Source organism: Vreelandella halophytica (genome assembly GCF_968193635.1).
In genome coordinates, this window is the sequence record NZ_OZ309107.1 from 2,736,256 (window position 1) to 2,755,358 (window position 19,103).

A 19,103-nucleotide genomic window follows, 5' to 3' on the forward strand; every position below is an offset into this window, starting at 1 on the left:
TAAACAAACGCCTATGAGCACCTTTTGCTGCCTGGGCAGCGGTGCAGGCCCAGAAGGGGGCTGAGGCATTCCCACGGCGGGCGGGCATAAAAAACCCCGCTCCGTGGAGCGGGGTTGCTGGTTCGGGCTTTTAAAAGGGCCCGGCGGCTCAATGGCGGCGCCGGCGCCAGAGCAAAAAGCCCAGCAGCGCGATGATCGCAACGCCGACTGCTACCATGCCCGCCCGGGCCAGCAGCAGCAGGTCCGAGTCCGCCCCGCCGGCGCGCAGCTCGGACACCCGAGCCGTTTCCATGGTGACGTCGCTTTCGCCGAACTCGCTCATCAGGTAGTTGGTGACCTCGGCCACCTGCCCATCGTCGAGCTCGTCGGCGAAACCGAGCATGCCCTGGCGGTGTTCCGGCCAGACACCCTCGAGAATCACCATGGCGACGTTATCCGCGTTGGGTTTGTCGAGCACCGGATGACCGGCCAGTGGGGGCAAACCGTTCAAGCCGCTGCCATTGGGGGCGTGGCAGGCCGCGCACTGGTCGCGATAGATGCGCTCGCCGGGGCCGATATCCGCAAGGGCGGCCGGGGTATCGTCATCCATGAGCTGGCCGATGTTAGAAAAGTCAGCGTTGTCGCTGCCCTCTTCATCCGCTACCCCGGCCTGCGCACTGGCTTCTTCGCTCTCGCCTTCCGGCAGCAGGTAGACGGCGATCGCTTCGATGTCGTCCTCCGGCATGCGCGAGAAGCTCAGGTCGATCGCCTCGAGCATCGGGCCGGCGGCGGTGGCGCCGTTATCGGCGTGGCCGGTGCGCAGGTAGTCGACCAGTTGGCTGCGACTCCAACCGCCAATGCCGCTTTCCGGGTCATCGGTGATATCCGGCGCGTACCAGGTACCCAACGAGCCGCCGCTGAGCGCCTGGCCGGACTTCTCGGCCATCAGCAAATTACGCGGCGTATGGCAGGTGCCGCAGTGGGTGGCGCCTTCAACGAGATAGGCGCCGCGGTTCCACTGCTCGGAGCGCTCCGGGTCCGGCTCGAAGGGGCCGCTGTCCAGAAACAGCACGTTCCAGGCCGCCATGGAGAAGCGCAGGTTGAAGGGGAACGGCAGCTCGGTTTCCGGCGCAACGTCATCGGAGGGCGCTACGTCGTGCATGAAGTAGGCGTAGAGCGCCTCGATGTCGTCATCGGTGAGCTTGGCGTAGGCGGTGTAAGGCATCGCCGGGTAGAGATGCCCGCCATCGGCGCGCACGCCTTCGCGCATCGCGCGGGAAAACTCGTCGAGGGAATAGCCACCGATGCCCGCATCCGACGGCGTGATATTGGTGGTGAAGATAGTACCCAGCGGGCTCTCGATGGGGTGGCCGCCGCTAAACGCCGGCCGGCCCGGCTCCGAGTGGCAAGCGGCGCAGTCACCGGCGATGGCCACCGCTTCGCCGCGCTGGATCAGCTCGCGGCTCGGCTCATCCGTTTGAGCCATGGCGACACTCGCAAAGCCGCTTGCGGCCAATAAAAGCCCTGCCTTGAGGCGATTATCCATGCTGGGTCTCCTCCAGAATGCGGTCCGCCGTGCGTAGCGCCAGCGCCGCCGCGGTCAGGGTGACGTTGCAGGTACCCACCGTGGGCATCACGCCGGTGCCGACCATGAAGAGGTTTTCATGATCGTGAGCGCGGCCCCACTGGTCGGTCACGCTGGTGGCCGGGTCATTGCCCATGGAGAGCGTGCCGGTGATGTGCTGGCGATTGGAGAACGCGCCGCTGCGGCTGTGCTTGATGTTGGTGCCCCCCAGCATTTCGGCAATGCGGTCGTAGTGCTCGCGGGTCACTTCGGTGCCGCGCTGCTCGTACTCGCCGATGCTCCAGTGCATGCGCGGCGTGGGCAGGCCCAGGGCGTCGCGCTTGTCACTCAGGGTGACGCGGTTGTTCGGGTCCGGCAGCTGTTCCATGGCATTTTTGATCCCCAACCGGCGGGCGGCGCGGTAGCGCACCTGCTCCTGCAGCTCACGGCCGTGGTAGCCCTCGGCGAGCAGCTCCTTGGTGACCGTATCGACCTTGGAGCCGTTGGAGATATCGATCCGGAACGGCGCGTATTCAGTACGGAAATCGCCGTCGCGGAAGTCACCGATAGAGCACGGACTGACCGGGCCGCGGCCGGGCCAGATCGGCTCGTCGACATCGAAGTTGATACCAATCGCCGGGTGGTCGCAAAGATTACGCCCGACGTTGTCACGCACGTTGGCGATGCCGTGCTCAAAGGTGTCGCTTGACGACATCAACAGCAGCTTGGGCGTCTCGATGGCGTTGGCGGCCAGCACTACGGTCTGGGCGGTGACCTTGTGGCTCACCTTTTCCCAATCGTAATAGTGCACGGCGCTGATCCGGCCTTCGCTATCGTGCTCGAGGTTGTAGACCACCGCCTCGGTGATGATCTCGACCCCTTCCCGCTCGGCTTCCTGGGCGGCGATGCCACCGTGATACTGGGCGTCGATCGGGCAGATCGGCATGCAGTTGTTGTTGCCGCAGCACGCCGGGCGGCCGTCGAAGTTGCGGCTGTTGCGCGCGGTGGAGTCGTCGATGACGCGATAATCCGGCGCCAGCCGCTCGGTGACCCGCTGCTGCAAGTAAGAGGCCGGCACGCGCTCCATGGGGTAGGGCTTGGCCCGCGGCGAGCCGTTATCCGGCTCGCCGCCGGTGCCGGTGATCACTTCCACCTGGTAGTAGTAGTCCTCGAGATCGTCGTAGCTGATCGGCCAATCCACGCCGACCCCGTAAAGGCTTTGGGTACGAAAATCGTTGGGCACGAAGCGCCACATCTGCGCCGCCCAGTGCCAGGAGGTGCCGCCCAGCATGCGAATGTACTGGGCGTTGTAGGGGTGCGGCCCGGCCTGGTCCAGGTATTCGTTGGCCGTGGGCGAAAAGCGCGGGTGCGGGGCCATCTCCGAATAGGGGTACGGCGCCATGTAATCGGACTTGAAGGCGGACTCGCGGTAGTTCTGCACCAGCTCGCCGCGGCCCTTGCGGGGGCCGGATTCCAGCAGCAGCACGGAGCGCCCGGCCCGGGCCAGGCGCGTGGCGAGCAAGGAACCACAAATGCCCGCACCGACCACGACGACGTCGGCAACTTTATCGTTACTCATGGGGATCACTTATTCTCTTCAAAAAGCTACGGTCTTTGGAAAGCTTTGGTTTTTAGAAAGCCCTGGTTTTTGGCAAGCGTTCTCTTTGGAAAGCTCTGCCTTTGAAAAAACCTTCTTTAAGGGGCTCGATGCCAGCTGCCGCAGGGGCCGTAGGAGAAACTCGAAGGCACCAGCTTGTCGGCGACAATCTGGTTGGAGAGCGAGTTGAGGTAGGTGACATAGACCGTCTGCTCGCCGGTACCGACTACGCCGGTGTACCAGCCGCTGAGCATGTAACGGGCCGTGGCCTCTTCCACCGCGTACTCTTCGCCAAAATCGAGGCGCGAGGCCTGAAGCAGCGCCGGCTGCTCATCGAGCAGGGTTTTTAGGCGCGTCAGGTGCTCGGTAAAATCCTCCAGGGCGAGTTTGGAGGCATGCACCAACGCACTTGCGAGGTTTTCGTCGAGCTCGTCGCGCGCAATCAGCCGGCGCGAGACGTCGAGGAACTCGCTCACTTCATTGGCGGAGGCGTCTTGGGGCCCGGCCAGGGCTTCGGGCACTGCTAGCCAGCGCCCGGCCACGCCCGTAAGCGCAAAGCCGCCGGCCATCTGGATGACGCGGCGGCGAGTAATAGTTGCCATGTTCGTTCGTTCCCTTGCGTACCCGCCGCCGATCAGCATCGGCGGCAGTGGACCGCTTTGCGGCTAAATCAGCGTGCCGATTACGTCTTAACACGCTATTAATCGGCGCATATTATACCTTAGTCGCGCCACACCGACACTATTAGTTATAAGCCGAATTGACCCCATCAATGGCCCTATAACGAGGTCTAGTATCCGTTTTAGCGCTCGATACGAAGTGATCCCAGGCCCTCGAGCAGCGAGGGCGCCCAACACTTTGAAAAGCGGCTTAATGTCTGACGTATTTGCCTATACAATTAGCCCGCAAACGACCTCCCCATGAAAGCTTTTAGGCCGCGTTGCCTTTGTTTCAAATACGGTTGTCCGACCTCGCATCATCAAGGGATTACGCGTGCAAAAACGTCACTCTTCATCCGGTGTTTCTCGCCGCCAACTGCTGATCGGCGGCGCCAGCCTGCTGGGCTATTTCACCTTCACGGGCCCCACCAGGGCCTGGGCGCAGGCCTTCGAAGGCACGCCCCTTCACCAGCGTTTCATGCAGCTTTCAAAGCTTTTGATCAATCATGAGCTCCACGAAGGCACCGGGCTTCGCATCGCCGCCTTCGCCGCCCAGAAGTACGCCCACCTGGACGAGCGTATCGACCAGATCGTCGCCATTGCCGAGCAACACAATGCCGTCGAGGTCGAGCAGTTTTTCGAGGCAATTCCCGACGGCGAGCCCCGGGACTTCGCCTACTGGGTGATTGCCGCCTGGTACAGCGGCGCCTCGAGCAGCGCCGCCGATGCCGAACAGTTCACCTTCGAGCACGCGCTGACGTATCAGACCACGATCGACATCGTGCCGATTCCCACCTACGCCTACTCGGCGCCGAATGCCTGGAGCCGCCCACCGGCCCCGCTCTTGCCCGTTCCGAGTTTCTAAGCCAACACCTTTACTAAAAAAGACCCCAGACTCGCCATGACTCAAACAGCTTCCGCCGACGTGGTCATCGTCGGTACCGGCGTCGTCGGCGTCGTCGTCGCCGAACAGCTCCTCGACGCCGGCCACTCCGTGCTAATGCTCGACGCCGGCCCGCGGGTGACCCGCGCCGAAATCGTCGAGAACTACCGTAATCTGCCGCTGGGTATCAAGGGCAGCGCCTCGTCGAGCTACCCGCCCAAGCCCTGGGCGCCACACCCGATGCCGAACGACGACTACCTGCAGCTCGACGGCCCGGATTCCTACGCCCAGACCTATATCCGCTACGCCGGCGGCTCGACCTGGCACTGGGCCGGCACCTGCTGGCGGCTGACCCCGGACGACATGCGCCTGAACTCGCTCTACGGCGTCGGCCGGGACTGGCCGTTCGATTACGCCACCCTCGACCCCTACTACAACATGGCCGAGCAGAAGCTGGGCATCTGTGGGCCTTCTGATCCGGCGCTGCAGTGGCCGCCCCAGCCGCGCTCGGCGCCCTACCCGATGCCCCACCTGCCCTTCTCCCCGGGCGAGGAGAAATTCAGCCAGGTGGTGAAGGACGCCCTGGGCTACACCAACCTGCCGGTGGCTCAGGCGCGCAACAGCGGCTCGCCCTATGACGATCGCCCGGCGTGCTGCGGCAACAACAACTGCGTGCCGGTGTGCCCGATTGGCGCCAAGTACGACGCCGCCACCGCGCTGGGTCGGCTGGAAGCGAAAGGTGCGGTAATCCTTTCCAACGCCGTGGCCAACCACATCGAAACCGGCGAAGGCAACCGCATCGAGGCGGTGCACTACCTGGACCCGGAGCGCCAGAGCCACCGGGTGACTGGCAACCACTTCGTAATCGCCTGCAACGCCATCGAAACGCCCAAGCTCTTGCTGATGTCCGCGGATTCGCGCAACCCAAGCGGCATCGCCAACAGCTCCGACCAGGTGGGGCGCAATATGATGGACCACCCGCAGATGGGCCTGACGCTGACCCTGGACGAACCCTACTGGCTGGGCCAGGGGCCGGTGGTCAACAGCGGCATCATGGAGACCTCCCAGGGCGATTTCCGCGCCGAACACGCCGGCGCCTACTTTCGCATGAACAACTTCGCGCGCAACCGCTACGAGACCTTCAACGCGCTGAAAACCGGCAAGGTCGGCCGGGCGCTGGACGAAGAGATCCGTCGTCGCGCGGCGTGCACGGTCAACGTCGTGGCCGCCCACGAGATCCTGCCGGACCCCAATAACCGGCTGACGCTCTCCGCTAAAAAGGATTGGCTTGGCCTGCCCAAGCCCCACGTCTACTACGACGTGGGCGACTACACGCGGCGCTCCGCCGAGGTCTACTCGATGCCGATCGCCCGGCGCATCGCCGAGGCCATGGGCGCGGTCGACGTCCAGGAACCCACCACCTTCGCCCAGAGCAAACACCTGATGGGCAGCACCATCATGGGCACCGACCCGGCGGACTCGGTGGTGGATACGGACTGCCGCTCCTTCGATCACGCCAACCTCTTTCTGCCCGGCGGCGGCGCGATGCCGAGCACCGCCACCGGCAACAGCACGATCACCATGGTCGCGCTGGCCTTCAAGGCCGCCGAGGCGCTGATCGGCCAGGCGAGGGGTGCATGATGTCCAAACGTTTGTTCGCCCGCACGCTGACCGCGGCTTGCCTCATTGCCCCGCTGCCGCTACTGGCCGATGCGCCTGGCGCAGACCTCGATGACGAGACCCTGGCCCGTGGCGCCTACCTGGCCACCGCCGCAGACTGTACCGCCTGCCACACCGCCCCCGGCGGCGAGCCGATGGCGGGTGGCCTGGAGATCACTTCGCCCATTGGCGCCATCGTCTCCACCAATATCACGCCTGCGCCAAACCACGGCATTGGCGGCTATAGCGAAGCGCAGTTCGCCCGGGCACTGCGCCAGGGCATTCGCGCCGATGGCGCCAACCTCTACCCGGCGATGCCCTACACCGCCTACGCGCACATGAGCGATGAGGACATTCACGCGCTCTACGTCTACTTCATGGAGGGCGTCGAGCCGGTGGACGCGCCCACGGCGCCGACCAAGCTGCCGTTCCCCATGAACCTGCGCGTGGCGATGAAAGGCTGGAATCTGCTGTTCCACGACGCCGAGCCGCTGGAGAACGACCCGGAGCGCTCTGCGGCCTGGAACCGCGGGCGTTACCTGGTCGAAGGCCCCGGCCACTGTAGTAGCTGCCATACGCCGCGGGGCCTTTTGATGCAGGAGAAGCGCGACCAGGCGTTGACCGGCGCCCAGGTAGGCCCCTGGTACGCGCCCAACATCACCCCGAACGAGGAGAGCGGCATCGGCAGTTGGGACCACGACGAGCTGGTCACCTACCTGCGCACCGGCAAGCTTGATCAGGCCCAAGCCGCCGGCAGCATGGCGGAAGCGGTCGAGCATAGTTTCCAGCATCTGACCGACGATGACCTCGGCGCCATTGCCACCTATCTCGAAGCGGTGCCGGGCAGCGACGAAGAGGATGCCGTAGCCAACCGCTTTGGCCACGGCGAGGCCGGCGACGAACTGGCAAGCTTTCGAGGCGACGGCTACGCCGAAGGGCTCGACGGCGACAGCCGCGGCGCGCAGATCTACTCGGCCAATTGCGCCTCTTGCCACCAGTTGGATGGCCGCGGCACCGAAGACGGTTACTACCCGCGCCTTTATCAAAACGGCGCGCTGGGGGACGAAAACGCCAGCAACCTGATCGCCACGATCCTCTACGGCGTCGACCGCGAAGCAGGCGATGAGCACGTGTTCATGCCGCCCTTCGGCGAGCAGCCCAACGCGTTCAATTCGCTGGACAACGACGAGATCGCCGCGCTTTCCAACTACCTGCTGCGCCACTTCGGTAAAACCGATGCCGAGGGCCGCCCCGCCCTCGAGGTTTCCGCCGACGATGTTCAGGAGATCCGCGAAGGCGGGCCACGCTCGCCGCTGGTGCTGCTGGCCCGCATTGGCCTGGGCGCGGGGGTGCTCGCGCTGTTACTGATGGGGGTCTGGCTGGTGCGCCGGCGGCGCGCTCGGCGCCAGCAATAAACGCGAGACGCGAAATAAGCCCGGCGCACGCCGGGCTTTTTTGCGCTTACACGTTTGCGCCCAAAACATAGAATCGATAACGCTTTGCATTCTCTTCTAGCGCGTGCCAACATCGCTTTTTTTGCTCGGATACCCTTCGTGGCCAACACACAGCGTTGTCTTAGCGGCCGCTTTCAGCGCCAGCGGCTACTTGCCTTGTGTGGCGGGCTGCTGCTCGTAGCGTTTTGCTGTCCCCCTTCGTTGGCCGCCGAACCGACAGAGGATGCTACGCCGCGCATCGTGACGCTTTACCAGGGCGCCACCGATAGCGCCGTCGCTTTAGGCGTGCCCCCCATTGGCGTGGTCGATTCCTGGCTCGAGCCCCCCATGTACCGCTACCTGCGAGATGCGCTGACCGATGTAGAACACGTGGGGCTCGAGACCCAGCCCAACCTGGAAAAAATCGCCTGGCTTGCGCCGGATCGGGTGATCGCCAGCGACTTTCGTCACGCGCGCGTCGCGCCGCTGCTACGCGCTATAGCACCGACGGTATTCGCCCCCACGGTGTTTGATTTCAAAACCACGCTCATGCTGGTAGCCGATGCCACCGGGCGCGAAGCCCAGGCCGAAAGGCTCCTACAACAGTGGGATGCGCGCGTCGCCGATTTCCGCCAGCAGATGGCGACGAAGCTTGGCGAGCAGTGGCCTTTAAGCGCGGCCGTTGTGCGCTTTAAAAGCGACCATCTGCGCATCTACACCAGCGGCTTTGCAGGCTCGATTCTCGACGAGCTGGGCTTCGAGCAGCCGGATACGCTGCAAACCCAGGGCTGGGGCATGAAGCTTACCAACAGCGAAAACATTCCGGTGCTGGAGGCCGACGTGATGTTCGTGCTGCTCGAGCCGGATGACCCGGCCATAGAGGCCAACTACCGGCGTTGGCGCGCTCACCCGCTCTGGCAGCGGCTGAGTTCGGTGCGCCAGCAGCGCGTTTTCGAGGCGGACCCGGTGAGCTGGATGATGGGCGGCGGCATCCTGGCCGCCAACGCCATGCTCGATGACCTTTACCGCCACTACGAACTCACTCCCGCCAGCCCCCAAGCATGTTTGGCGTTAGGCACTGAAGTACGGGAAACCCCGCCGTGTTGAGGCGCAGGTCGAGCAAACTCATCGGCCTGCTGGGCGGCGCGGGTATTCTGCTGTTCGCGTTTATATCGAGCGTCAAGCTGGGTACGACGTCTATTGCGTGGGGGACTATCTGGAGTGCGCTGCTGCACTACGACCCGGGCCAGGTCGACCAGATCATTTTACTGACCGAGCGCCTGCCCCGCGCCGTGGTGGCCACCCTGGTGGGCGCAAGCCTGGCGACCGCCGGGGCGCTGATGCAGACCATGACGCGCAACCCGCTCGCCTCGCCCGGTATTTTGGGCATCAATGCCGGGGCGATGTTCTTTGTGGTGGTGTCGGTATCGCTACTCCCGCTGCATGCCCCGGTGCACTATGTGGGGGCCGCGCTACTCGGGGCGCTGGTCGCCGCGGGCCTTGTGATTTTGCTAAGCCGCGGCCGCCAGGGCGAGTTTTCGCCGCTGCGCGTGGTGCTGGCCGGCGTGGCGGTCACGGCGCTGTTCGTTTCGTTCAGCCAGGGGCTTTTGGTGATCGACCAGCAAAGCTTCGAGAGCGTGCTTTACTGGCTGGCAGGCTCGGTGGCCGGGCGCGATCTTGCGCTTATTGCACCGCTGTTGCCGCTGTTTTTCGCAGGCTTCGTGCTGAGCGCGTTGCTGGCCGGGCGCGCCAATGCGCTGCTGCTGGGTGACGACATGGTCACCAACCTGGGGTTACAAGCCAACACCCTGAAGCTGCTACTGGGGCTTTGTGTGATCGTGCTGGCGGGCACCTCGGTAGCGCTGGCCGGTATGATCGGCTTTGTGGGGCTGATCGTGCCGCACATGGCGCGCGGGCTGTTCGGTATCGACCACCGCTGGCTGCTGCCCGCCTGTGCCTTGCTGGGGGGCGCCTTGCTGCTGCTGGCCGATGTCGCCGCGCGCTTTTTGATACCGCCCCAGGAGATCCCGGTGGGCGTCATGACCGCGCTGATCGGCACGCCCTTCTTTATTTACCTGGCACGACGCAGGCTGACGGCGCGATGAAAACAGGCATTTCGTGTAGCGCCGAGCGCAGCGCCCCGCCCGCCCTCTCCTTTTCGCGACGGCTGCTGCTGTTGAGTTGTTTTCTGGCAGCAAGCGCTCTGCTTTCGCTATGTCTGGGCAGTTTTCCCACTTCACTACGCCAGGTACTGCGCGCCCTGGCCGCGCCTGCGAGTAGTGATATCGCTTTTATCGTTTGGGAATTGCGCCTGCCACGCATTGCGCTTGCGATACTGGTTGGTGCGGCGCTGGCCATCGCCGGGGCGATTCTTCAGCGTATCGTGCGCAACCCTTTGGCCTCCCCGGATGTCATCGGGATTACCAGCGGCGCCGCCTTTGCCGCGGTGCTGTTTCTGACGCTCTCGAGCACGACGCTAAGCATTCACTTACTCCCCCTGGCGGCGATGCTCGGGGCGCTGGTGTCGGCGCTACTGGTCGCAAGCCTTGCCTGGAGAAACGGCCTTAACCCTTCGCGCATGGTGCTGGTGGGTATCGGTTTGGCGGCGGCGATGGGCGCGGCCACCACGCTATTGATCGTGATGAGCGACGATTCCAGTGCGATGGCGGCCTACGTATGGCTGACCGGGAGTCTTTACGCTGCGCAGTGGAAGGATGCCCTGGGGATGCTGGCGTGGCTGGTGGTGACGCTGCCCGTTTGCCTGGCGTTGGCCCGTCACGCCGACGCCATGGCGCTGGGCGATGGCGTGGCGCAGGGGCTGGGGGTGGCGATCATAAAAAGCCGGCTGGCGCTATTGGCCTGTAGCGTGGTGCTGGCAGGCGCGGCGGTGGCGTTTGCCGGGGGCTTGAGCTTTGTCGGCCTGATTGCGCCCCACCTGGCGGCCAGGCTGGTGGGGCATAAACTGGCAAAGCTCATCCCCGCCTCGGCGCTGGTCGGCGCGTTGATCGTGCTCTACGCCGACCTTTTAGGCCGGGTGGCCTTTCTTCCCAAGGACTTGCCCGCCGGTATCTTCGTGGCCGGCATCGGCGCGCCGTTTTTCGTCTTCCTTCTCTATAAAACGCGTTAACCCTCAGTGATAAAAACCGCGCTAACCTTTAGAAATCCAGCCGGTAGCCCAGGGTCAGCGTGCGGCCACGCCCGGCAAAGTAGCGCTCGTCGTTGACCAGCGCACTTTGCGAATAGTAGGTGACGTACTGCTCGTCCAGCAGGTTAGCCACGCCTACATTTACCTGGCCGACCGGCAGTTGGTAGCCCAGGGCGGCGTCCATCAATAGATAACCATCGAACTCGCGGTCGGCTTCGTCGAAGGTTTTATCGAAGGCGTAGTTGGCCTGTACGAAGGTCGAAAGATCGTCGGTCCAGTTGGCCGACCAGCGAGCCGTCATACGATCCGGCGAAACATCCAGCCCGGACAGTTTGGCGTCCAGGTTTCCGTCTTCGTTGCTGTCATAGCGCCCTTTCATCCGCGAGTAGGCCACACGAGCCGAATGCCGATCGGTAAACTGATAGTCGACCGAGGCCTCGAAGCCCTTGATCTCGGTTTCCTGGCGCTGCATGTAGAACACATCGTCCACTTCGGTCAGGCGGCTGCCAAAGTCCGACGACGACTGGTAATAGCTAAGCTCCGCCGCCAACCGGTCGTTTTCGAAGCGCACCCCGGTTTCGACATTGTCGGTCACGACCGGGCTTAGGTTGTCGATGCTGCCCACGGACTGGTTGGGCGTGCTGATTCCCCTCAAGGCACGGCCTACGTCGGGGATCGAGAAGCCTTCGGAATAATTGGCAAACAGGCTCCAGTGGTCGACCGGATTCCAAACCGCGCCCAGGTTATAGAGCGTTTCGTTGAAGCTTGGCGAGCCGCCTTCGACCGCCACGCCGTTGTTGGCGGCCACCGTTTGGTAGTCGTCGATATCGAGCTTGGCATACTCATAGCGCGCCCCGAAGGAGAGCAGCAGCGACTCGACCGGGCGCAGATCGGCCTGAACGAACGGCGATAGATCGGTGTAGTCGGTTTGCGGCACGTAGGTGCGATCGCTCTGGTATAGGTACTGCTCGGTTTCATCGAACAGGGTATCGAAGCCGACGGTAAGCTTTAGGCGCTCCTCCCAAAAATCATCCCGGGTAAGCGACACCTTGGTACCAAACTTGCTGGTGGCGGCCATGGTCTGGTCATAAAACGTGCCGATCGGGGCGATGCTGGCGTCCTGGAAGGTGGCGGAGTCGGTCGCGCCGAACAGCGCTTCGTAGTCCTGGTAGAACACCTGGGCGCTTAGGTGCATGCCGGCCAGGTCATAGTGGTCGTAGCCAAGCCCGGTCGTCCACACCCGGTTGTAGGGCGCATCGCCTTCTGGCGTACCGCGCTCAGAGGTCGTGACCACGCCGCCCGCGCGATCGCCGGTCACGCTCACGTAATCGTTATGCCCTTCGATGTTGTAGTGGTTAACGCTGAACTGCAGGCGCTGGTCGTCATCCACCCAGTAGGCCAGCTTGCCCAGAATATCGAAAGAGCGGGAATCCATCAGGTCGCCCTGGGTGTTATCCACCCCGACCGCGTCACCGTGGCCATCCAGAAATAGCCCCTGGTCTTCATGGCTTGCCGAGAACAGGTAGTCGACATCGCCGCTATTGCCGCTCACGCCGTAGCTGGTTTTATAGCTTAGCGTATCGCTGTCGAGCTCGCGGGTGGGCGTGGTGATCTGCGCTTCCACGTGCTGATTGAACGAGCCGGGCTCGGGTCGCTTGGTGATCAGGTTGATCACGCCGCCCGCCGCCCCTACACCGTTGGTGGCGTTGGCGCCCTGGATCACCTCGATCTGCTCGACCATCGAAAAATCGATGGCGTGCGCTTCACGCCCGGTCGGGCGCAGCGGGTTGGACTGGGGAATGCCATCGATCAATATCAGCGGCGTGCGGCCTCTCAGGGTTTCGCCGCTGCCGCTCATCTTTTGGCGGCTGGGCGAGTAGGACGGCAGCAGGTTGCTGAGTATCTGCGAGGAGTCGCTCGAGAACTGGCGCTGCTGGCCGATCTCTTCTTCGCTGATGATACGCACCGTTTGCGGCGAGTCTTGCGGGGTGGCACTGGTGCGCGAGGCGGTCACCACCATGGGCTGCTCAGCGTTGGCGCGCCCCGTTGCGGTCTGGTCGGTCACCGTTTGTTGAGCGTAGCCCTGAGTAGCTGCGACCAGCCCTGCCAGCGTGACGGTTGGCCACATTATCAAGCGTTTTTTGACCTGCACTGTGTAGTTTCCTTCTGCTCGAACGCGCGCCCAACTAAAACACGCTTACAAATGATAATGATTATATTGCGCATATTAGGCCTTCGTTATGCGCAAAATGGAACACCACGTTCGGCTAAAATCGAAAATAATTTCCGGTCAATGACACTCCGCTTTTAATACCTCGCCAATGCCCGCCTCGAGCAACGAGGGTTACCATTGAAAATGAGAATATTTTATCTTAGGGTCTGGCTATCCTGATCACCCGATGAGCCCGCGAATGCCTTCTCCACCTGCTCTTGAGCCGCGCCTGACCGGCGACGATTTACACGTTGGCTACGAGGCTGCACCGGTTTTGAAGGGAGTCGATATCGCCGTCGAAGAGGGTCGGCTTACCGTGCTGCTGGGGCCCAACGGTTGCGGCAAGTCGACTCTTCTCAAAACGCTTGCCCGCACGCTTAGCCCCACCGCCGGCCACGTCTACCTGGACGGCAAGGACATTCACCGCAGCAATACCCGCGATGTCGCCAGGCGGCTGGGCATTTTGCCCCAGGGGCCAGTGGCGCCGGAGGGGCTAACGGTCAAACAACTGGTCGGTATGGGCCGTTTTCCGCACCAGGGGCTTTGGCAAAAAAACACGCGCCAGGACAGCGCAGCGGTTGATGAGGCCATGGCCTATACCAATGTCGGCGAATTCGCCGAGCGCAGTGTGGATGCGCTCTCCGGCGGCCAGCGCCAGCGCTGCTGGATTGCCATGGTACTGGCCCAGCAAACCGATCTGATTTTGCTCGACGAGCCCACCACCTTTTTGGACTTGAAGGTGCAGGTCGACCTGCTCGAGCTGCTTTCCCGGCTGGCCCATGAAAAGAATCGCACGCTGCTGCTGGTGCTTCACGACCTGAACCTGGCCGCCGCCTACGCCGACCACCTGGTGCTGATGCGCGACGGGCAAATCATCACCAGTGGCGCGCCCGGCCAGGTGTTTACGGCGGAAAACCTCGAGCGCGTGTTCAATCTCGATGCCCAAATCCTTTTTGACCCGGAAAGCGGCCATCCCCTTTGTGTACCGCGCAAAGGGGGCGGCGCCGCTAGCCTGCAAGCGACGAGGCGCGCCTCATGAAACAGACTTTCTGCGCCGACTTAAGCCGTGAACAGAGCGACCCACTTGCGGGTAGTGCCGCCCACGCCGAGCGCAACCTGCTGCTGAGCTGGCCACGCGCCAAATGGCAGCGCAACCTGCGCCACGCAAGCGATATGAGCGATACGCTGGTCGAGATGCTCGACCAAATGGCGGGCAACGGGCGGCGGGTCAATCTCATCCACCGTCAGGGCCAGGACGCCACTCGGCATACGGTCTTTTTAATGCCAGAAAGGCAACGTTTTAGCGTCGCGCGAGATGAGCTGACGCTGTTTTTGGCCGCGTGGCAGAACGCCGACTCGCTTGAACGGTGGGAGCAGGCCCCGCCCGTGCATGACCTCATACTCTGCTGCACCCACGGTAAAAAGGATAAATGCTGCGCCAAATACGGCTATAAAACCTTCAAGGCGCTAGCGCACACCGTTGCCGAGCATCACCTGCCCTTTGACGTATGGGAGAGCAGCCACTTGGGCGGTTGCCGACTGGCTGCCAGCGTTATCCTGTTGCCCAACGCGCGCAAATACGGGCGCATCACCCCGGAGCAAACGCTGGATTTTCTGCAAACCGAAGCCAACGGCTTGCGCTTTCTGCCCGGCTACCGGGGTGGCTCGCAGCTTACCCCCGCCCAACAAAGCGCCGAGCTTGCACTGCTCGAGCGCTTGAGCACGCAGGCCTCCCAGCCCCAACTTACCCTGCTGGACGAAAGCGGCGGCGAGCATGAACGCACCCTGCGCTGGCGCTGCGAGCAGCAAGGCGCGCAAAGTGAGGCCCAGGTACACTGTCAGGCCACGCCGCTGATGCGTGTCGATTCCTGCGCCGATCTCGATCAAGGGCCCACCGAAAGCCTGGTGTGGCGAGCCACTCACCTCGACGGCCAGGCCCTTCAGGCCTAAGGCCTTGCGACTTGCATAAAAAAAGCCCGGCGTGCCGGGCTTTTTGCGCTTGATGCCGGGCGTTGGGCTTACCAGCGGTAGCTGACGCTTCCGATCACGCTTCGCGAGTCGCCGTAGTAGCAGTAGAAATCGCAGCCGCTGACGTACTCTTTATCGGTGAGGTTTTTAACGTTCACCTGGGCGGACCAGTTCTCGTCGATCTCATAACGGGCCATGGCGTCATAAAGCGTGGTCGAGGAGACGTTGCCTTCGACGCTGCTGCCGGGGCTGGCTTCGCTTTCGCCCAGATAGCGCACGCCGGCGCCAATCGACAGACCCGGCAGCGCCCGGCTCATGTCGTAACCCAGCCACGCGGAAGCCGAGTGGCGCGGAATCAGCGGCACCCGCTCGTCCTGCTGGTCGTCGCTTTCGTCATAGCGCGCGTCGGTGTAGGTGTAGGCGGCGGTCAGCTGTAGCTCATCGGTCAGGTAGCCCACGCCCTCTACTTCAAAACCGTTGGAGCGGCGCTCGCCCGCTTGTTCCTGCACCGGGGCATCGGTGGAAATCAGCGTATTGCTTTCCTTGATATCGAAGGCGGCAATGGTGACGTAGCCGTCGACATCGAAGGGCGCGATTTTAACCCCCGCCTCTAGCTGGCGGCCTTCCAGCGGCTCGTAGCTCGAGCCGCTCGGGCCGATACCCGCCACCGGCGTGAAGGATTCGCTGTAGCTTACGTAGGGCGAAACGCCGTTGTCGCCCAGATACATGGCGCCGGCGGTCAGCGAGAGCTGCTCGTCGTCATAACTTTCGCTGGAACTACCGGTGGCATCCGAGAAGTCGTCGCTGCTGTCGACGTTGTCGTAACGGGCTCCGGCCAAAAATACCCAGCTGTCCGCCACGCGCAGCTGGTCCTGCACGTAAAAGCCGAGCTGGCGGCGGTCGACATCGTGCTCGGTGGGGTCGCCGGTATCCGGCGCGCTAAACGAGGCGTAGTCCGGGTTGTAGAGATCCACGGTGTCGATATTGGAGAACAGCGACGAGCCGTCCCCGGCGGTGCGGAAGCTGTCGCGGTTGGTGTAGTTCAAATCGAGCTTTTGGTAGTCCGCGCCGAACAGCAGCGTGTTTTCGGTGTTTTCGGTATAGGTGCGCGCGATCAGGCGGTTGTCGATCGTGAAGCCGTCGTACTCGCCGTCGCGGTCGATCACGCCCCGCGAGATACCCCGCGGCGGCGTCACGTAGGAGTTGGGGTAGACGTTTCTAAGCTCGAGATCGAGATTGGTGTAGCGCGCGTTCTGCTGAAACTCCCAGGTATCATTGATCTGGTGCTCAAGCTCGTAACCCAGCGCTACCTGGCGCTGATTGAGGTGGTCGTAATCGGGCTGGCCGTAGTTGGTATGGCGGTCGATCTTGCCAAAGGGCGAGTCGTTCACCGTGCCAAAAGCGGGGAAAAAGCCCGAGGTAGGGGTGCCTTCGTCTTTCTGGACGCTTGCCAAAAACGTGACCGTGGTGTCATCGCTGAAATCCACGGCCAGGCTCGGCGCGAAGTAGTAGCGCTCTTTCTCGCTGCCGTTGAGTTCGCCGTCCTGGTCGCGATAAAGCGCCACGGTGCGATAGCGCATATCGTCGCGTTCGCCCACCGGGCCGGACACGTCGATGCCCACCTGGCGGTGACCGTCGTTGCCCGCCTCTACGGTGATATTACCCTGGGGTTCATCCGTCGGGCGCTTGCTGATCGCGTTGATCACACCGCCGGGAGGCGCCTCGCCGTAAAGAATCGACGCCGGGCCCTTCAAGAGATCGACCCGCTCTAGCCCGAAGGTTTCGTTCATCCACCAGAAGTAGCCGCCGGTACGAAACAGGCGCAGGCCGTCCTGGTAAGTGGCGTTTTCCGCACTAAAGCCGCGCAGGAAGAACCAGTCCGCGTTGTTGTCGTTGCCGTAGGGCTGCGAGGTGACACCAGAGCGGTACTGGAAGGTCTCGTCGTACTTGTTGACGCCGCGATCTTCGAGCTCCTGCTCACTGACCGTGGAAATAGCCCGCGGCGTTTCGATATCCGGCGTTGCGACCTTGAGCGCGGTGGCGGTGACCACCGTCGTGCCCATATCCACCGTTTCTTCCTGAGCCAGTGCGGCCAGGGGCGCCATGCTCAGCGCACTTCCTAACGAGATAAGCATTGAACGGCGAACGGCAAACGATAACGGTGCGGCTGCAAACGGAGGTCGGAGCATGAGGGCAGTCTCATTAAAGAGCAAAATGGGCGGTCAGCAAAGCTGAATGATACGGATTATTATTCACAATCACAATATCGAGGCCGACTCAAGCCGCTTTGCCGGAACAAGGCGTTGCACGATCAAAAGCCCGCCAGCCCCGGCTTTATCGAGAGCGCCAACAGGCCTACTTCCCTGCCCTCACCTTCGGCTACCGGCATGAAAGATATCCGCCAGCCGCCGGCGCTCGTGCTCCTCATAAAAGCTCGGGTCATCGAAGAGATCCGGCTGTACGGCGTCGAACATCATGCCCAGCACCTCGGCACTGCTCTGCACCATCGGCTCGAAGTGGGCAGTGTGGGTTTTCAGCGCTCGCACGCGGCGTCGGCGATAGATCGCGTACACACCCAGCAGCGTGAAGACGCAGGCAATATAGAGCGGCAAGCCGTGATCGCCCACCGCGTGCATCAGCGAGCCCGCCGCCAAGGGGGCTACCGCGCAGCCGGCGCCGTGCATCACCAGCATATCCGCCGAGCCCGCGACGATCTCATCCGGGTGGAGCTGGTCGATCAACTGCGCCACCGCCAGCGGGTAGAGCGAAAACGCCAGCCCGCCCCACAAGAAGTAGAGCCCCAATAGCACGTTATGACTGGGCGCAAATGGAATTGCAGCCGCCACCAGCGCCGCGCTCAGTACCACCCAAATCAACACCAGTGGCCGGTCGTGCTGATCGGAAAAACGCCCGATGGGAATCTGCAAAAGCGCCCCACCGACGATGGCCGTACTCATCACCAGCCCCACCCCGGCGATATCGAACCCCAAGTGGGTCGCGTAGATCGGCGTCATTGACCAAAACGCCCCCATGGCAAACCCGGAGAGCGCCGCCGACGCCACCGCCAGCGGCGCAAACCCCAAAAGCGCCCGCAGGCTGCTTTTCGGCCGCTCGGAGATCTTCGGCTGCACGCGGCGCGTCAGCGTAATCGGCAGCACCGCCCAACTGATCAAAATCGCGATCATCACGAACAGCAGAAAGCCCTCCGGCGATGACAGCCGCAAAAACTGCTGCGCTATGGCCAGCGCCCCCAGGTTGACCACCATATAAACGGCAAAGATGCGCCCCCGCTCGTGGCTTGCCGCTTGGCTATTGAGCCAGCTTTCGATCACCGTAATCAGGGTTATAAACGAGAGCCCATAAATAATACGCAGCACCAGCCACACCCAGGGGTTGATGAACACCAGGTGCAAAAGCGCCATGGTGGCGCATATCGAGGCGCAAAAACCGAACGTGCGGATATGGCCCATCCGCTTGATCAACCGCCGGCTCATCCAGGTGCCGCAAATAAAGCCCACGAAATACCCGGACATCACCATGCCCAACAGCGTGGTCGAAAACCCCTCGCTTGTGCCGCGGAGTGTAAGCAGCGTGTTGAGTAGGCCGTTGCCCAGCAGCAGAAGCGCCACGCTTTGGAGGATCGATTTGACCGGTCTGAGCATTGTTAGTGAGCGCATGAGGCTTCCTCGTAGGCGAGCCGTTCGAGCCACTCGCCAGTGAGTGGGCGAACGTATACGAAAAGCAATGCATAAAGGGTGCCACGGTCGGCCCTAAAAACGCTCAAATCCTACTGCACATAGTTGCAAAATAAACCGCTTTGTAACAATTAGCTTATAAGATACTGCATAAATAACTAATTATATTGTTAATTATTAATTCTCCATGAATGCAACCAAGTGCCACTTTTAATTTAAATAGCTTCCAGGGTTTTATCGCGAAAAACGCGAAACCGCGCTTACCGGCGCGACGATAAAACCCAAAGGCGGCCGCCCGCCGCGATCGAG

General features: G+C 62.5%; 14 protein-coding genes. 8 read left to right on the plus strand and 6 right to left on the minus strand.

Translation table 11 applies throughout. From position 1 onward, the window contains the following. Nucleotides 1-148 precede the first annotated feature (148 nt). The 3 genes from ACWHXT_RS12665 to ACWHXT_RS12675 all read right to left on the minus strand — a co-directional run bounded on the left by ACWHXT_RS12665 (nucleotide 149) and on the right by ACWHXT_RS12675 (nucleotide 3,742). Nucleotides 149-1,525: a c-type cytochrome gene (locus ACWHXT_RS12665; protein ID WP_447956105.1), complete on the minus strand. Its 1,377-nt coding sequence runs from the start codon at nucleotides 1,523-1,525 to the stop codon at nucleotides 149-151. Further along, nucleotides 1,518-3,122 (minus strand): GMC family oxidoreductase, encoded by a 1,605-nt coding sequence (locus tag ACWHXT_RS12670; protein ID WP_447956106.1) that lies wholly within the window; start codon nucleotides 3,120-3,122, stop codon nucleotides 1,518-1,520. The genes ACWHXT_RS12665 and ACWHXT_RS12670 overlap by 8 nt, the downstream gene beginning before the upstream one ends. Before the next feature lie 116 nt (nucleotides 3,123-3,238). Next, nucleotides 3,239-3,742 (minus strand): sugar dehydrogenase complex small subunit, encoded by a 504-nt coding sequence (locus ACWHXT_RS12675; protein WP_447529512.1) that lies wholly within the window; start codon nucleotides 3,740-3,742, stop codon nucleotides 3,239-3,241. Nucleotides 3,743-4,133: 391 nt separating this feature from the next. On the opposite strand from ACWHXT_RS12675, the gene ACWHXT_RS12680 reads away from it, so the two are divergent. The 6 genes from ACWHXT_RS12680 to ACWHXT_RS12705 all read left to right on the plus strand — a co-directional run bounded on the left by ACWHXT_RS12680 (nucleotide 4,134) and on the right by ACWHXT_RS12705 (nucleotide 10,901). After that, entirely contained in the window at nucleotides 4,134-4,664 is a 531-nt protein-coding gene (locus ACWHXT_RS12680; protein ID WP_447956107.1) for a sugar dehydrogenase complex small subunit, read from the plus strand. 36 nt (nucleotides 4,665-4,700) lie between these two features. After that, entirely contained in the window at nucleotides 4,701-6,323 is a 1,623-nt protein-coding gene (locus tag ACWHXT_RS12685) for a GMC family oxidoreductase (protein ID WP_447529514.1), read from the plus strand. Further along, nucleotides 6,320-7,756: a c-type cytochrome gene (locus tag ACWHXT_RS12690; protein ID WP_447956108.1), complete on the plus strand. Its 1,437-nt coding sequence runs from the start codon at nucleotides 6,320-6,322 to the stop codon at nucleotides 7,754-7,756. Before ACWHXT_RS12685 ends, ACWHXT_RS12690 begins: the two co-directional genes overlap by 4 nt. Before the next feature lie 207 nt (nucleotides 7,757-7,963). Further along, nucleotides 7,964-8,881, plus strand: coding sequence for an ABC transporter substrate-binding protein (locus tag ACWHXT_RS12695; RefSeq protein ID WP_447958041.1), 918 nt, complete (start codon nucleotides 7,964-7,966; stop codon nucleotides 8,879-8,881). Beyond that, nucleotides 8,875-9,879 (plus strand): FecCD family ABC transporter permease, encoded by a 1,005-nt coding sequence (locus ACWHXT_RS12700; RefSeq protein WP_447956109.1) that lies wholly within the window; start codon nucleotides 8,875-8,877, stop codon nucleotides 9,877-9,879. Before ACWHXT_RS12695 ends, ACWHXT_RS12700 begins: the two co-directional genes overlap by 7 nt. Then, nucleotides 9,876-10,901, plus strand: coding sequence for a FecCD family ABC transporter permease (locus tag ACWHXT_RS12705; protein WP_447956110.1), 1,026 nt, complete (start codon nucleotides 9,876-9,878; stop codon nucleotides 10,899-10,901). Before ACWHXT_RS12700 ends, ACWHXT_RS12705 begins: the two co-directional genes overlap by 4 nt. Nucleotides 10,902-10,929: 28 nt before the next feature. On the opposite strand, the gene ACWHXT_RS12710 is transcribed toward ACWHXT_RS12705, so the two are convergent. Beyond that, entirely contained in the window at nucleotides 10,930-13,071 is a 2,142-nt protein-coding gene (locus ACWHXT_RS12710; RefSeq protein WP_447956111.1) for a TonB-dependent receptor, read from the minus strand. A gap of 259 nt (nucleotides 13,072-13,330) precedes the next feature. Here ACWHXT_RS12710 and ACWHXT_RS12715 point away from each other — a divergent pair, with 259 nt between their 5' ends. Continuing rightward, nucleotides 13,331-14,170, plus strand: coding sequence for an ABC transporter ATP-binding protein (locus tag ACWHXT_RS12715; protein ID WP_447956112.1), 840 nt, complete (start codon nucleotides 13,331-13,333; stop codon nucleotides 14,168-14,170). Further along, entirely contained in the window at nucleotides 14,167-15,081 is a 915-nt protein-coding gene (locus ACWHXT_RS12720) for a sucrase ferredoxin (protein WP_447956113.1), read from the plus strand. Before ACWHXT_RS12715 ends, ACWHXT_RS12720 begins: the two co-directional genes overlap by 4 nt. A gap of 68 nt (nucleotides 15,082-15,149) precedes the next feature. Here the strand turns inward: ACWHXT_RS12720 and ACWHXT_RS12725 are convergent, their stop codons facing one another. Together ACWHXT_RS12725 and ACWHXT_RS12730 are read right to left on the minus strand one after the other, a co-directional pair. Beyond that, entirely contained in the window at nucleotides 15,150-17,204 is a 2,055-nt protein-coding gene (locus tag ACWHXT_RS12725; RefSeq protein WP_447956114.1) for a TonB-dependent siderophore receptor, read from the minus strand. A 264-nt stretch (nucleotides 17,205-17,468) separates the two neighbouring features. Next, a complete protein-coding gene (locus tag ACWHXT_RS12730; RefSeq protein WP_447958042.1) occupies nucleotides 17,469-18,845 on the minus strand; it encodes an MFS transporter in 1,377 nt (458 codons plus the stop codon). Between the last annotated feature and the right edge of the window lie 258 nt (nucleotides 18,846-19,103).

What these genes read in the sequence shown, in the direction of transcription:
- ACWHXT_RS12705 (WP_447956110.1), top strand. Translation starts at nt 9,876, where the DNA reads ATGAAAACAGGCATTTCGTGTAGCGCCGAGCGCAGCGCCCCGCCCGCC.
- ACWHXT_RS12685 (WP_447529514.1), top strand. Translation starts at nt 4,701, where the DNA reads ATGACTCAAACAGCTTCCGCCGACGTGGTCATCGTCGGTACCGGCGTC.
- ACWHXT_RS12715 (WP_447956112.1), top strand. Translation starts at nt 13,331, where the DNA reads ATGCCTTCTCCACCTGCTCTTGAGCCGCGCCTGACCGGCGACGATTTA.
- ACWHXT_RS12690 (WP_447956108.1), top strand. Translation starts at nt 6,320, where the DNA reads ATGATGTCCAAACGTTTGTTCGCCCGCACGCTGACCGCGGCTTGCCTC.
- ACWHXT_RS12670 (WP_447956106.1), bottom strand. Translation starts at nt 3,122, where the DNA reads ATGAGTAACGATAAAGTTGCCGACGTCGTCGTGGTCGGTGCGGGCATT.
- ACWHXT_RS12725 (WP_447956114.1), bottom strand. Translation starts at nt 17,204, where the DNA reads ATGGCGCCCCTGGCCGCACTGGCTCAGGAAGAAACGGTGGATATGGGC.
- ACWHXT_RS12720 (WP_447956113.1), top strand. Translation starts at nt 14,167, where the DNA reads ATGAAACAGACTTTCTGCGCCGACTTAAGCCGTGAACAGAGCGACCCA.
- ACWHXT_RS12675 (WP_447529512.1), bottom strand. Translation starts at nt 3,742, where the DNA reads ATGGCAACTATTACTCGCCGCCGCGTCATCCAGATGGCCGGCGGCTTT.
- ACWHXT_RS12665 (WP_447956105.1), bottom strand. Translation starts at nt 1,525, where the DNA reads ATGGATAATCGCCTCAAGGCAGGGCTTTTATTGGCCGCAAGCGGCTTT.